This window comes from Kitasatospora sp. NPDC001660 (assembly GCF_053596725.1).
Genome location: NZ_JBSFGU010000013.1, coordinates 180,562 through 193,472 on the forward strand (window position 1 = coordinate 180,562; position 12,911 = coordinate 193,472).

At 71.8% G+C, this 12,911-nt stretch carries 14 protein-coding genes and 3 tRNA genes; 3 read left to right on the top strand and 14 right to left on the bottom strand.

What is annotated here, in order from left to right; genetic code table 11:
* Positions 1-18: 18 nt before the first annotated feature.
* The 7 genes from ACWCXH_RS17170 to ACWCXH_RS17200 form a co-directional block, all read right to left on the bottom strand.
* The gene (locus ACWCXH_RS17170; RefSeq protein WP_449802229.1) at positions 19-864 is read right to left on the bottom strand and encodes a hypothetical protein; all 846 of its coding nucleotides are present in this window, start codon (positions 862-864) and stop codon (positions 19-21) included.
* A 114-nt stretch (positions 865-978) separates the two neighbouring features.
* Positions 979-1,764 (bottom strand): hypothetical protein, encoded by a 786-nt coding sequence (locus ACWCXH_RS17175; protein WP_449802230.1) that lies wholly within the window; start codon positions 1,762-1,764, stop codon positions 979-981.
* A gap of 234 nt (positions 1,765-1,998) precedes the next feature.
* Positions 1,999-2,721: a 50S ribosomal protein L1 gene (rplA, locus tag ACWCXH_RS17180; protein WP_449802231.1), complete on the bottom strand. Its 723-nt coding sequence runs from the start codon at positions 2,719-2,721 to the stop codon at positions 1,999-2,001.
* 81 nt (positions 2,722-2,802) lie between these two features.
* Positions 2,803-3,237 (bottom strand): 50S ribosomal protein L11, encoded by a 435-nt coding sequence (gene rplK / locus ACWCXH_RS17185; RefSeq protein ID WP_376086189.1) that lies wholly within the window; start codon positions 3,235-3,237, stop codon positions 2,803-2,805.
* A 165-nt stretch (positions 3,238-3,402) separates the two neighbouring features.
* On the bottom strand, positions 3,403-4,293 hold the full coding sequence (gene nusG / locus ACWCXH_RS17190) for a transcription termination/antitermination protein NusG (protein WP_449802232.1): 891 nt from the start codon (positions 4,291-4,293) through the stop codon (positions 3,403-3,405).
* 209 nt (positions 4,294-4,502) lie between these two features.
* Complete coding sequence (gene secE / locus ACWCXH_RS17195) at positions 4,503-4,859, bottom strand: preprotein translocase subunit SecE (RefSeq protein WP_449802233.1); 357 nt, start codon at positions 4,857-4,859, stop codon at positions 4,503-4,505.
* 150 nt (positions 4,860-5,009) lie between these two features.
* Positions 5,010-5,082: transfer RNA gene (locus ACWCXH_RS17200), tRNA-Trp, on the bottom strand.
* Between the two features lie 272 nt (positions 5,083-5,354).
* On the opposite strand from ACWCXH_RS17200, the gene ACWCXH_RS17205 reads away from it, so the two are divergent.
* Together ACWCXH_RS17205 and ACWCXH_RS17210 are read left to right on the top strand one after the other, a co-directional pair.
* Entirely contained in the window at positions 5,355-6,602 is a 1,248-nt protein-coding gene (locus tag ACWCXH_RS17205) for a pyridoxal phosphate-dependent aminotransferase (RefSeq protein WP_449802234.1), read from the top strand.
* A 127-nt stretch (positions 6,603-6,729) separates the two neighbouring features.
* The gene (locus tag ACWCXH_RS17210; protein WP_449802235.1) at positions 6,730-7,785 is read left to right on the top strand and encodes an adenosine deaminase; all 1,056 of its coding nucleotides are present in this window, start codon (positions 6,730-6,732) and stop codon (positions 7,783-7,785) included.
* Here the strand turns inward: ACWCXH_RS17210 and ACWCXH_RS17215 are convergent.
* From ACWCXH_RS17215 to ACWCXH_RS17240, 6 genes are all read right to left on the bottom strand, one after another.
* Positions 7,782-8,885, bottom strand: a complete 1,104-nt coding sequence (locus ACWCXH_RS17215; RefSeq protein ID WP_449802236.1) for a UDP-N-acetylmuramate dehydrogenase — start codon at positions 8,883-8,885, stop codon at positions 7,782-7,784. The genes ACWCXH_RS17210 and ACWCXH_RS17215 overlap by 4 nt on opposite strands.
* On the bottom strand, positions 8,885-9,307 hold the full coding sequence (locus ACWCXH_RS17220; RefSeq protein WP_449802237.1) for a MaoC family dehydratase: 423 nt from the start codon (positions 9,305-9,307) through the stop codon (positions 8,885-8,887). Before ACWCXH_RS17220 ends, ACWCXH_RS17215 begins: the two co-directional genes overlap by 1 nt.
* Before the next feature lie 5 nt (positions 9,308-9,312).
* A complete protein-coding gene (locus ACWCXH_RS17225) occupies positions 9,313-9,771 on the bottom strand; it encodes an FAS1-like dehydratase domain-containing protein (RefSeq protein ID WP_449802238.1) in 459 nt (152 codons plus the stop codon).
* A gap of 143 nt (positions 9,772-9,914) precedes the next feature.
* The gene (rpmG, locus tag ACWCXH_RS17230; RefSeq protein ID WP_006604855.1) at positions 9,915-10,079 is read right to left on the bottom strand and encodes a 50S ribosomal protein L33; all 165 of its coding nucleotides are present in this window, start codon (positions 10,077-10,079) and stop codon (positions 9,915-9,917) included.
* Between the two features lie 83 nt (positions 10,080-10,162).
* Positions 10,163-10,235 (bottom strand) — tRNA-Met (locus tag ACWCXH_RS17235).
* 43 nt (positions 10,236-10,278) lie between these two features.
* Positions 10,279-10,351 (bottom strand) — tRNA-Thr (locus ACWCXH_RS17240).
* Between the two features lie 250 nt (positions 10,352-10,601).
* On the opposite strand from ACWCXH_RS17240, the gene ACWCXH_RS17245 reads away from it, so the two are divergent.
* Entirely contained in the window at positions 10,602-11,873 is a 1,272-nt protein-coding gene (locus ACWCXH_RS17245; RefSeq protein ID WP_449802239.1) for a hydrolase, read from the top strand.
* Positions 11,874-12,116: 243 nt separating this feature from the next.
* Here the strand turns inward: ACWCXH_RS17245 and ACWCXH_RS17250 are convergent, their stop codons facing one another.
* Entirely contained in the window at positions 12,117-12,791 is a 675-nt protein-coding gene (locus ACWCXH_RS17250) for a response regulator (protein ID WP_449802240.1), read from the bottom strand.
* Between the last annotated feature and the right edge of the window lie 120 nt (positions 12,792-12,911).

Genomic DNA, 12,911 nt, shown 5'->3' on the forward strand with positions numbered 1-12,911 from the left:
GTCCTTGGTCGGACGGGCTCAGCCGAGCAGCTTCAGGATGTCGGCCGGGTTGCCGAGGTCGCTCGCGGCGGGCGCCTCGATCTTCGCCGCGGTGCCGAAGCCCGTGTACTTGACGGTGACGGCGTCGTGCTCGCCGTTCTTGTCGCCGTACTCCTGGAACTGGACGAGCTGCTGCTTCGCGTCGAGCCAGAGGTCGACGGTGATGGTCTTGCCGTCCTGCTCCAGCGACTTCTGGACGGCCTGGCGCTGCTCCGGGCTGAGGCCCGACATGCCGGCCACCATGGTGGAGGCGTCCTCCACCGAGCGGATGTGGGTGGTCTGGGCGCCGTCGATGGCCTCCTGGCCCACCTTGGTCGGCTTGTTCGCCGCGGCCAGGGTCAGCTGGACGACCGGGTTGAGCATCTGGCTCATCAGCAGGACGCCGTCGCCCAGCTCGTTCCCGGCGGGCAGCTTGACCCAGTGCTTGCCGCCGAGCGCCGCGGCCTCGGCGTCCCCGCCGCCGAGGTAGGCGTCGGTCCCGACCACCCGGATGCGCATCTTCTTGGTGTCCATCTCGCCGGTCAGGTCCACGGACGTCTTGCCCGGGTCCTTCCAGTCGGCGTCGCCGTTGCCGGCGGTGTGGGTGGAGCCGTCCGGGGCGACCATGGTGACCTTGCCGTTGCCGGCCTTCTGCATCACCAGCGCGGAGGCGGCCAGCGCGGCCTTCGGGTCTCCGGCCAGGGCTCCCGCCACCGCGTCGCCGGCGGCCTTGGTGTCGCCGCCCTTGGCGTCGTTCCCGCTCTTGCCGCTGCTGCCGCAGGCGGTCAGGCCGCCTACCAGCACGGCGGTCGTGACGACGGCCGAAGCGAGGCGCACAGCACGCATGGGAGTCCCCCCGTTAGATCCGAACAATCTGCTGAAGAGCCGATTTTCAGCTCCTTCTCAGGCGGACTCTAACGGATCGCCAGGACCGGCACGCACGGGATGTCTCCGTGCCCGTCACCCGGTCGGGGTCGGCGTTCCGTCTCCCTCCCCGGGGTCGGAGACGTCCGTCGTGGTCACCACGGTTCCACCGCTCCCCCGGGCCGTCTCGCGCAGCCGCAGCAGTCGCTTGCCGGGTCCGACCCAGATGTCGAAACCGATCGTGGTGACCCCGAGCCCGCGGTAGTACGCGAGCACCGCGGCGAGCCGCTCGGGCGTCAGCTCCCGGTCCGTGCCGAAGTAGTCGGCCACCGGGGCCGAGCCCTGGTAGTGCGCGACCGTCATCCCGGCCAGCTGCTCGCCGCCGAGCGAACCGAGCGCCCCGGCCTGGGTCATGGCGTACGCCGTGCTGCCCGGACTGGTGACCAGCCAGGTCGTCCAGCCGCCCGCGTAGCCGTCCGGCGCGGCGCCCGCCCGCGGGTCCAGCGACTCGGCGCCCGCGCGGTCCGCGTGCTTGGTCGCGCCGCCCTGGTAGACGAGGTCGAACGCGCCGTCCCGGCCGGTCAGCCGCCCGGTGCCGAGCTCGTCGGTGACGCTCAGGTCGGCCGCGTCCCGGGAGCCCCAGACCAGCGTGCCGCTCGCGGTGCGGTGGCCGGCCGGGCCCTCCTCCACGACGTCGATCCGGGCCCCGCCGGCGTCGTCGAGCGCCTGGGCCGCCGCGAGCACCACCTGCTTGGGCGGCACCGCCGTCGGTGCACTGCCGGGAGTGCGGTCGCCGGGCGCGGCCAGCAGGCTGCACCCGGTGGTGGCGCCGAGCAGGAGCAGGACGGCCCCGAGGGCGGCGAAGCGTTGGGCGGGCGGCACGGCACACTCCGGCGGTCGACATGACTCGGTCACATGATCGGACCGGCCGAGCGTACGACGCGCCGGACAACGGCTCCCATCCGCCCTTGTCCCAATCCGGAAACGACGGCGGGCCCGCACTCCGCAGAGGAGTGCGGGCCCGCCGTGACGGACTGCTTCGGAGACTGAGGCTCAGAGCGCGACTGCGATCACGGCCCGGGATCTGCCGCTTCGCTCGCTTGAGCTCGCTCAGTGTCAGAGCGCGGCCGGGTCCTCCTCGACGAGGAGGTTGCGGGTGCGGTTCGGGTCCACCTGGATGCCGGGGCCCATGGTGGTCGAGAACGCGGTCTTCTTGATGTAACGGCCCTTGGCGGCGGACGGCTTGGCGCGGAGCACCTCGTCCAGCGCGGCGGCGTAGTTCTCGACCAGCTGCTCGTCGGTGAAGGAGGCCTTACCGATGATGAAGTGCAGGTTCGAGTGCTTGTCGACGCGGAACTCGATCTTGCCGCCCTTGATGTCGTTGACAGCCTTGGCGACGTCCGGGGTCACGGTGCCGGTCTTCGGGTTCGGCATCAGACCACGGGGACCGAGCACGCGGCCGAGGCGGCCGACCTTGCCCATGAGGTCCGGGGTGGCGACGACGGCGTCGAAGTCCAGCTTGCCCTTGGCGACCTCGTCGATGAGCTCGTCGGCACCGACGATGTCGGCGCCCGCAGCACGCGCGGCCTCGGCACGCTCGCCGGTCGCGAAGACCAGGACCCGAGCGGTCTTACCGGTGCCGTGCGGGAGGATCACGGTGCTGCGGACCATCTGGTCGGCCTTGCGCGGGTCGACACCCAGACGCATGGCGACCTCGACGGTGCCGTCGAACTTGGTGGTGCTGGTCGCCTTGGCGAGGCGGACGGCCTCGAGGGGGGCGTAAAGGCGCTCGCGGTCGACCTGAGCGTCCGCGGCCTTCAGAGCCTTGCTGCGCTTCACTGCTGCTCCTGAATGGTGATTGGAGTTGTGGTAGTCAACGGGCCTGCGCAGGCCCTACCACGGGGGACGAGAGGGGGAAGATCAGCCCTCGACGGTGATGCCCATCGACCGGGCGGTGCCGGCGATGATCTTCTCCGCGGCGTCCAGGTCGTTGGCGTTCAGGTCGGGCATCTTGGTGGTGGCGATCTCGCGGACCTGGGCGCTGGTGAGCTTGGCGACCTTGGTCTTGTGCGGCTCGCTGGAGCCCTTCTCGATACCGGCGGCCTTCAGGATGAGGCGCGCGGCCGGCGGCGTCTTCGTGATGAAGGTGAAGGAACGGTCGTCGTAGACCGTGATCTCCACCGGCACGATCATGCCGCGCTGCGACTCGGTCGCGGCGTTGTAGGCCTTGCAGAACTCCATGATGTTGACGCCGTGCTGGCCCAGCGCGGGGCCGACCGGCGGCGCCGGGTTGGCCGCACCGGCGTTGATCTGGAGCTTGATAAGCCCCGTGACCTTCTTCTTCTTGGGAGGCATGTCTCTCCGGGTCCTTCCGAGAGGTGATTGCTGGTGCGTGCGGAACCGGGGCGACACCCGGTCGCCAGCACACACATCGGACCAGGCTAACGCGTCGGCGCCGCTGGACCAAAACGGATTCGGGGCGGGGCCCCCGGCCCCGCCCCGAATCCGAAGACCGTACGACTAGTTCTTCTGGATCTGGTCGAAGGACAGCTCGACCGGGGTCTCCCGGCCGAAGATCTCGACCAGGCCCTTGACCTTCTTCGAGTCGGGGTTGATCTCGTTGATGGTCGCCTGGAGGGTCGCGAACGGGCCGTCGGTGACGGTGACCGAGTCGCCGACCTCGAAGTCCAGCACCTGGATCTCGCTCGGCTTGATCGGCGAGGGCTTGCCGGCCTCCTTGGCGGCCTGGCGCTCGACGTCCGGGGCGAGCATCTTGACGACCTCGTCCAGGGTCAGCGGGTACGGGTCGTAGGCGTTGCCCACGAAGCCGGTGACACCGGGGGTGTTGCGCACGACGCCCCAGGACTCGGGGGTGAGGTCCATGCGCACCAGGACGTAGCCGGGGAGCTTGTTCTGGCGGATGGTCTTGCGGTCGCCGTTCTTGATCTGGACGACCTCCTCCTGCGGCACCTCGGCCTGGAAGATGTACTCCTCGACGTTCAGCGAGACGGCGCGCTGCTCCAGGTTCTGCTTCACCCGGTTCTCGTAGCCGGCGTAGGTGTGGATCACGTACCACTCGCCCGGCATGAACCGCAGGTCCTCGCGGAACTTGGCGACCGGGTCGACCTCGCCGGCCTCCTCGACCGCGGCCTCCTCGACCGCGGCCTCCTCGACCGCGGGCTCCTCGACGGCGGGCTCCTCGACGGTCTCCACGTGCAGCGCGGCCTCCTCGGCGGGCTCGCCGGCCTCGGCCTCGTCGAACGCCTCGACCTCGTCCTCGTCGCCGTCCGCGGCGTCCACGATCTGCTCGGCGGACTCGGCGTCGTCAGCCAGCTCGGCCGCGTCCAGCTCGGCGGCGACATCCGCCTCGCGGACGGTCTCGTCGGCGTCGTACAGGGGGGACTCAGACACGGTGGCTGCTTCTTTCCTGGAGATGGTGAAGGTGGCGCGCTCCGCTACGGCCGCCCGCGCATCCCGCTCGCGCGGGCGCCAGGAGGATGTCCGGAGACTTCAACAGTACCGAGTCAACGGTAGCGGCCGTGTACGTGCGGCGCAGACAGCTCGACCCGGGCCGAGGAATCGGCCCGGGTCGGGAAGCTTTTCGAAGGCGGACGGCTCGGTCAGCCGAAGATCAACAGGCTGAGCTTGGAGAATCCGTAGTCCAGACCGGCCACGAAACCCATCATGACCACGACGAAGGTGACGACGACCGTGGTGTAGTTGGTGAGCTCGCCGCGGGTGGGCCAGACGACCTTGCGCAGCTCGGCGATGATCTGGCGGTAGAACAGGCCGATCCGGGCGAACAGGCCCTTCTTGGCCCGCTTGCCGGACTTGTCGCCGGAGCGCCTGGCGCGCTTGCGGTCGCGGCGCGAGAGCGCCTTCTCCTCGCCCTCGGCAGACGTGGCCTCGGCAGCGCCGTCGGCACCCTCGGGGTTGCCGCTCTCAGGCGTTGCGGTGGAGCCCGTGGTCTCCGTCACTCGTCCTCACCTGAATCCGGGTCCTGCCGAGCATCACCCGCGCACCCGGTCGGGCACGTGCTAGCCGGCTAAAGCGGTGCTGTTCGGTGCCCTCTCCGCATCAAGCCCGCTCGCTCTGTGGAGCGAACGGGCTGAAAACGGATCAAGCAGCAGGGCAAGAGGGACTTGAACCCCCAACCGCCGGTTTTGGAGACCGGTGCTCTACCAATTGAGCTATTGCCCTACGGTGCCTCTCGGCTCCGGTAGCGACCAACCTACCGCATCTCCCGCCGCTGTCTGCACAAGCGGTGAAAGCTCCGGTCGTTTTCGGTGGCCGTCGAGCAGTGAGTGTACGTGGTCGAGGGGTGTTTGGTCGAACTTCTTCTTCCCGGGCCACCACTCGCCCGGCCGGCACGGCCCGCACCGGCCGGGCGTCGGGGGCCGCGATTCGGACCGGTCCGTACGGATGGTGAAACCGCCATGCCCGGTCCGTCCCGGTTCTGCGACGATGCAGACATGAGCGCTTCCACCCCGCAGCCCGACCCCACCATCCGCCCCGCCGACCGCCGGGTCTCCGCCCGGATCGGCGCGATCGCCGAGTCCGCGACCCTCGCCGTGGACGCCAAGGCCAAGGCCCTCAAGGCGGCCGGCCGTCCGGTGATCGGCTTCGGCGCCGGCGAGCCCGACTTCCCCACGCCGGACTACATCGTCGAGGCGGCCGTCGAGGCCTGCCGCGACCCGAAGAACCACCGCTACACCCCGGCCGGCGGCCTGCCGGAGCTGAAGGCCGCGATCGCCGCCAAGACGCTGCGCGACTCGGGCTACGAGGTGGACGCCTCCCAGGTGCTCGTGACCAACGGCGGCAAGCAGGCGATCTACGAGGCGTTCGCGGCGATCCTCGACCCGGGCGACGAGGTCATCGTCCCGGCCCCGTACTGGACCACCTACCCGGAGTCGATCCAGCTGGCCGGCGGTGTCCCGGTGGAGGTCGTCGCGGACGAGACCACCGGCTACAAGGTCTCGGTCGAGCAGCTGGAGGCCGCCCGCACCGAGAACACCAAGGTGGTGCTCTTCGTCTCGCCGTCCAACCCGACCGGCGCGGTGTACACCAGGGACGAGGCCGAGGCGATCGGCCGCTGGGCGCTGGAGCACGGCCTGTGGGTGCTCACCGACGAGATCTACGAGCACCTGGTGTACGGCGACGCCGCCTTCACCTCGCTGCCGGCCCTGCTGCCCGACCTGGCCGACAAGTGCATCGTGGTCAACGGCGTCGCCAAGACCTACGCGATGACCGGCTGGCGGGTGGGCTGGGTGATCGGCCCGAAGGACGTCATCAAGGCCGCGACCAACCTGCAGTCGCACGCCACCTCGAACGTCTCCAACGTCGCCCAGCGCGCCGCCCTGGCCGCCGTCAGCGGCGACCTCTCGGCCGTGCACGAGATGCGCACCGCCTTCGACCGCCGCCGCAGGACCATCGTGAAGATGCTCAACGAGATCGACGGCGTCGTCTGCCCCGAGCCCGAGGGCGCGTTCTACGCCTACCCGTCCGTCAAGGGCGTGCTCGGCAAGGAGATCCGCGGCAAGCGCCCGCAGACCTCCAGCGAGCTGGCGAGCCTGATCCTGGACGAGGCCGAGGTCGCCGCCGTCCCGGGTGAGGCCTTCGGCACCCCCGGCTACCTGCGTTTCTCCTACGCGCTCGGCGACACCGACCTGGTCGAGGGCATCGGCCGGATCCAGAAGCTGCTCGGCGAGGCCCGCGACTGACGGCCGGCTGACGCCCGTCGTCGATCCGACGCGCCGGCTTCACCGGCGGACCGCCCTCCTTTCACCCCATCGGGGGATGAAGGGAGGGCGGTTCCCGTTCGGGGGGCCGATGCGGCAGTATTCGCGAATGGAACGCCTGTTGAACCCGCGAGACGTCAGGGACCTTCCGAAGGCCCACCTGCACCTGCACTTCACCGGCTCGATGCGCCCCGCCACCCTGCTGGAGCTGGCCGACAAGCACGGCGTCCGGCTGCCGGAGGCGCTCAGTTCCGGCGAGCCGCCCAAGCTGCGGGCGACCGACGAACGCGGCTGGTTCCGCTTCCAGCGCCTCTACGACACCGCCCGCTCGGTGCTCCGGGACGAGGACGACATCCGCCGGCTGGTCCTGGAGACCGCGCAGGACGAGCGGCGGGACGGCTCCCGCTGGCTGGAGATCCAGGTCGACCCGACCTCGTACGCGCCCCGGCTGGGCGGGCTGATCCCCGCGCTGGAACTGATCCTCGACGCGGTCGAGCAGGCCGCCGGGGCCACCGGCGTGGGCATCCGGGTGCTGGTCGCGGCGAACCGGATGAAGTCCCCCATGGACGCCCGGACGCTGGCCCGGCTCGCCGTCCGCTACACCGACCGCGGTGTGGTCGGCTTCGGCCTGTCCAACGACGAGCGCCGCGGCCTCGCCCGGGACTTCGACCGGGCCTTCGCGATCGCCCGCAGGGGCGGGCTGCTGGCCGCCCCGCACGGCGGCGAGCTGGCCGGCCCGGAGTCCGTCCGGGACTGCCTGGACGACCTGGACGCGGGCCGGATCGGCCACGGCGTGCGGGCGGCCGAGGACCCGCGGCTGATGGAGCGGCTGGCCGCCCGGCAGATCACCTGCGAGGTCTGCCCGTCGTCCAACGTCTCCCTGGGCGTCTACGAGCACCCGCAGGACGTCCCGCTGCGGAGGCTGTTCGACGCCGGAGTGCCGCTGGCGCTCGGCGCGGACGACCCGCTGCTGTTCGGCACCCGGCTGGCCGCCCAGTACGACCTCGCCCGCGACGTGCTGGGCTTCGCCGACGCCGAGCTCGCCGAGCTGGCCCGTCAGTCGGTGCGCGGCTCGTGCGCGCCGGAGGCCGTCCGCAAGGAGCTCCTGGCGGACATCGACGCCTGGCTCGCCGACGGGCACGGGCCGGCGGGCGCGACCGCCTAGAGCCGCACGCCCACCATCACCGGCTCGTTCACCAGCTCCACCCCGAAGGCCTCCCGCACCCCGTCCCGGATCTCCCGGGCCAGTGCGAGCAGGTCCTCGGCGGTGGCGCAGCCGCGGTTGGTCAGGGCCAGGGTGTGCTTGGTGGAGAGGGTCGCCGGGCCGCTGCCGTAGCCCTTGCCGAAGCCGGCCCGGTCGATGAGCCACGCGGCCGAGGTCTTGGTGCAGCCCTCCGGGGCCGGGTAGGCCGGGGCGTTCTCGGTGCCGGGGCGGGTGCGGAAGGACTCGTACTGCGCGGCCGTGAGCACCGGGTTGGTGAAGAAGGAGCCGGCCGACCAGGTGTCGTGGTCCGCCGGGTCCAGAACCATGCCCTTGCCGGCGCGCAGCCCGAGCACCGCGTCGTGGGCCTTCTCCAGCGGCACGCGCTCGCCCTGCTCGACGCCGAAGTGCTTCGCCACCTCGGCGTACTTGACCGGGCTGGAGAGCCCGTCGTGGTCCGCCAGGGCGAACCGCACCCGGAGCACGACGTAGCGGTCCGGCTCCGCCTTGAAGCGGCTGTGCCGGTAGGAGAACGCACACGCGTCGTTCGCCAGCGTGACGACCTCCTCGGCGGTGCGGTCGTACGCGACCACCTCGGTGATCGTCTGCGCGACCTCCTGGCCGTACGCACCGACGTTCTGCACCGGCGTGGCGCCGGCCGAGCCGGGGATGCCGGCCAGGAACTCGATGCCCGCCAGGCCGTGCTCGCGGACCGTCCGCTCGACCGCCGCCGACCAGACCTCGCCGGCCGCCAGCTCCAGGACCGTCCCGTCCAGCGCGAAGCCGGTGGTGGCGATCCGCAGCACCGTGCCGGGGAAGCCGGCGTCGCCGATCACCAGGTTCGACCCGCCGCCGACCACCAGCAGCGGCTCGCCCGCCGCGTCGGCCTCGCGGACGGCGGCGATGACCTCGTCGTCGGTGTGCGCGGTGACCAGTCGGCGGGCCGGCCCACCGAGCCGGAGTGTGGTCAGCGGGGCAAGAGGGGCGTCGTTTTCTACCAGCACGCCCCCCAGCGTACGGGTGGAAGGGCCGCCGCCCGGCACCCCTTCCACCCGGTACGGCATCAGGCCAGGCGGACGACGGCCCTGGACATGCCGAGGACCTTCTGGCCGCCGAAGGTGGCGACGAGGTCGACCTGGACCTTGCGGTCGTCGAGGAGCTTGGCGACCTTGCCGCCGACCTCGATCACCGAGCCGACGCCGTCGTTCGGGACGGGGACCGGACGGGTGAAGCGGACGCCGTACTCGACCACGGCGGCCGGGTCGCCGACCCAGTCGGTGACCACGCGGATCGCCTCGGCCATGGTGAACATGCCGTGGGCGATGACGTCGGGCAGGCCGACCTCCAGGGCGAACTTCTCGTTCCAGTGGATCGGGTTGAAGTCGCCGGAGGCGCCCGCGTAGCGCACCAGGGTGTCGCGCGTCACGGGGAAGGACTGCGCCGGCAGCTCGGTGCCGACCTCGACCTCGTCGTAGCTGATCGCCATCGGGCTCACTCCCCCGCCTCGTCGGCGGCCCGGGCCACCAGGGTCATGACCGACGTCACCACGTGCTCGCCGGTCGCGTCCGTCACCTCGCCGCGGACGGTGAGCACGTCGTTGCCCGCGAGCGACTTGATGTTGTCGATGGTCACGTCGACCGACAGGCGGTCGCCGGCCCGCACCGGGCGGGTGTAGGCGAACTTCTGGTCGCCGTGCACCACCCGGGTGAAGTCCAGGCCCAGCTCCGGGTCCTCGACCACCTGGGCCGCGGCCCGGTAGGTGATCAGGAACGGGAAGGTCGGCGGGGCGATCACGTCGGGGTGGCCGAGCGCCTTGGCCGCCTCCGGGTCGGTGTAGGCCGGGTTGCGGTCACCGACGGCGACGGCGAACTCGCGGATCTTCTCGCGACCGACCTCGTAGGGCTCGGTCGGCGGATAGGTCCGCCCGATGAAGGAGGGATCGAGTGCCATGGCAGCAGCTCCTCGAAGAAGCGGTGGAGGGACGCGGGGGGGATCAGTGCGGGTGCGAAAAAACTCCGGGCCGCACCCCAGTGAGGGATGCGGCCCGGAGTCGAAGACCTGAATTCACACAGGCCCGATGCCCTGCGAGAGGGTCAGCGGGTCTCGCGGTGCGCGGTGTGCGAGTTGCAGCGGGGGCAGTGCTTCTTCATCTCAAGACGGTCCGGGTCGTTACGCCGGTTCTTCTTGGTGATGTAGTTCCGCTCCTTGCACTCCACGCAGGCCAGCGTGATCTTCGGGCGGACGTCGGTGGCAGCCACGGGAGTGCCTTCCTTGGACAACGAATAAGAACACGACAAGAGTAGCCGACCGGGAGTGCGATCTCCCGACCGACTACGCGGGGTAGCGGTGACCGGACTTGAACCGGTGACACAGCGATTATGAGCCGCTTGCTCTACCAACTGAGCTACACCGCCACAGTGATCCGCAGTGCGACCGAGGCCGACCGCTTCTCACCAGAGCCCCCATGCGGAATCGAACCGCAGACCTTCTCCTTACCATGGAGACGCTCTACCGACTGAGCTATAGGGGCGAACGAGGAAGAGATTACACGTTCCGCGCCCAGAGGTGAAATCCGTATCCGGCCGCGAAGACCGCAGGTCGGGGAGGTGCACGGACGAGCGATCCAAGGCACCGCGTTCGAGCGGCCTGCGAGCCGCACGGCCCGACCCGATACGACTATTGCCCGCCTCCCGGCGGGCCGCCCCCCGGCCCCATAGGCTCGACGCTCATTGATCGGGGCGGCCTGGCACCCGACGGGCCAGCGCGAGAAGGAGCCGGCGATGGACAGCGCAGCCGCCGACGGGCCGTACCCCGGGCCCGGCCCGGCGGCCAACCCGCTCGGGCACGGCCCGGTCCTCCTGCTCACCGGCGCCCGGCTGGCCGACGGGCGCGTGGTGGACGTCCGGATCAGCGGCGACCGGATCCAGGCCGTCGGCACCGTCGGCAGCCTCGGCCCGATGCCCGCCCTGCCCGGCACCCCCACCGTCACCACCGGCGCCCGGATCGACCTCAAGGGCTACCTGCTGCTGCCCGCCCCGGCCGAGGCGCACGCCCACTACGACGTCGCCTTCTCCGCCGTGCTGCCCACCCCGCCGCCGGAGACGCCCACCGACCTCACCCGGCGGGTCACCGAGGCCGCGCTCACCTCGCTCGGCTACGGCGCCACCGCCCAGCGCACCCACGTCCGGATCGGCGACGTGCACGGGCTGGGCCGCCTGGAGGCGGTGCTCACCGCCCGGCAGGCGCTGCGCGGGCTGGCCGAGCTCCAGGCGGTGGCGATGCCCCGGCTGCTCACCGGCCGGGCCGGGGCGGACGGCCGGGCGCAGCTGCGCGACGCGCTCAAGCTGGGCGCCACCGCGGCCGGCGGCTGCCCGGAGCTGGACCCGGACCCGTCCGGGTACGTGCAGGTGCTGCTGGAGGCCGCCCGCGAGGCGGACTGCCCGGTCGACCTCCACACCACCGCCGCCGACCCGGCCCAACTCGCCCGCCTGGTGGGCGCGCTGGCTCCGCTGCGGCCGCGCGTGACGCTGGGCCCGTGCGGGTCGCTGGCCCGCGGCGCGGCGATGGTGCTGGCCACCGCCGGGGTGCGGGTGGTGTGCCTGCCGCAGAACGGCGGCTGCTCCGGACTGGAGGGCCCACCGCCGGGTCTGCGCCCGGGCCTGCTGAAGGAGTTGACGGAGGCCCGGGTATCCCTGTCGGCGGGCAGCGGCACCCTGCGGGACCAGTCGAACCCGGTCGGCCGGGCGGATCCGCTGGAGGCCGCGTACCTGTTGGCGGCGAGCGGGGCGCTGGACCCGGAGGAGGCGTACGACGCGGTGGCGAACCGGGCCAGGGGGGCACTCGGACTGCCGCCGGTGCGGGTGGACGCCGGGTTCCCGGCGGAACTGCTGGCGGTGCGCGGGGACAGCCTGGCCGGGGCGCTCGCGGGCGGCCACAGCCGGCTGGTGGTGCACAGCGGGCGGGTGGTCAGCCGGACCAGCGCGGTACGGGAGTTCGCGGACACCGTGGCGCTGGCGCTGCCGCGGCAGCCGGGGAGCACGGGCGGGGGCTGAACCGTACCGGCGCCGGTGCCGGAAAGGCGTAGGGGCGCACGATCGTCGATCGCGCGCCCCTCCCCCACCTGCTGGCCGCCTTGCGGCGGCGGGAGCGGGTCCCGGCCTCCCCCACATCGGAGCCGGGCCCGCTCGGACAGCACTGACGCTACGCCCGCGGAAGACCGGCTCCGACCCGCCTTGACGCTCTCCTGTCGGCGAACGACTCCCTCTTGACGGGCTGTTGACGGCGACGCGGTCCCGTCAAGGCTCGTAGCGGTAGCCGATGCCCGGTTCGGTGATCAGGTGCCGCGGCCGGGCCGGGTCGCGCTCCAGCTTGCGGCGCAGCCCGGCCAGGTAGACCCGCAGGTAGTTGCCGCGTTCCTCCTGGGCCGGCCCCCACACCTCGCGCAGGATCTGCCGCCCGGGCACCAGTCGGCCCGGGTTGGCGAGCAGCAGGGCGAGGATGCGCCACTCCGTCGGGGTGAGCCGCACCGGGCCGCACGGGCCGGTGACGGTGGTGGCGGCGAGGTCCACGGTGTGGTCGCCGATCACCGGCTGGAGCAGCGGGAGGGCACCTAAGGGCCGGCGCAGCACGGCGCGCAGCCGGGCCAGCAGTTCCTCCATCTGGAAGGGCTTGGTGAGGTAGTCGTCGGCGCCCGCGTCGAGGGCGTCCACCTTGTCGGCGGCGCCGGTGCGGCCGGAGAGCACGATGATCGGCATCGCGCTGTGGCTGCGCAGGCCGCGCAGGACGTCCATGCCGTCGAGGTCCGGCAGGCCGAGGTCGAGCAGGACGGCGTCCGGGCTGGTGCGGGCGGCGCGGTCCAGCGCCTCGCCGCCGCTGGCGGCCGTCCGGACGGCGTACTGGCGGGCGCTGAGGTTGATCCTCAGTGTCCGCAGGAGGGCCGGTTCGTCGTCGACGATCAGGATCTCACTCATGTTCGGCGGGCTCCTCCCGGGTGGCGGCTGCGGGCAGGGTGAGCAGCATGGTGGTGCCGCCCCCGGGGGTGTCCTCGACCTCCAGGCTGCCGCCCATGGCCTCGGCGAGGCCGCGTGAGA

Excerpts from the sequence above, each read along its gene's own strand:
- ACWCXH_RS17170 (WP_449802229.1), bottom strand. The coding sequence starts at position 864 with ATGCGTGCTGTGCGCCTCGCTTCGGCCGTCGTCACGACCGCCGTGCTG.
- rplK (WP_376086189.1), bottom strand. The coding sequence starts at position 3,237 with ATGCCTCCCAAGAAGAAGAAGGTCACGGGGCTTATCAAGCTCCAGATC.
- ACWCXH_RS17205 (WP_449802234.1), top strand. The coding sequence starts at position 5,355 with ATGAGCGCTTCCACCCCGCAGCCCGACCCCACCATCCGCCCCGCCGAC.
- ACWCXH_RS17210 (WP_449802235.1), top strand. The coding sequence starts at position 6,730 with ATGGAACGCCTGTTGAACCCGCGAGACGTCAGGGACCTTCCGAAGGCC.
- ACWCXH_RS17215 (WP_449802236.1), bottom strand. The coding sequence starts at position 8,885 with ATGCCGTACCGGGTGGAAGGGGTGCCGGGCGGCGGCCCTTCCACCCGT.
- ACWCXH_RS17220 (WP_449802237.1), bottom strand. The coding sequence starts at position 9,307 with ATGGCGATCAGCTACGACGAGGTCGAGGTCGGCACCGAGCTGCCGGCG.
- ACWCXH_RS17225 (WP_449802238.1), bottom strand. The coding sequence starts at position 9,771 with ATGGCACTCGATCCCTCCTTCATCGGGCGGACCTATCCGCCGACCGAG.
- ACWCXH_RS17245 (WP_449802239.1), top strand. The coding sequence starts at position 10,602 with ATGGACAGCGCAGCCGCCGACGGGCCGTACCCCGGGCCCGGCCCGGCG.
- ACWCXH_RS17250 (WP_449802240.1), bottom strand. The coding sequence starts at position 12,791 with ATGAGTGAGATCCTGATCGTCGACGACGAACCGGCCCTCCTGCGGACA.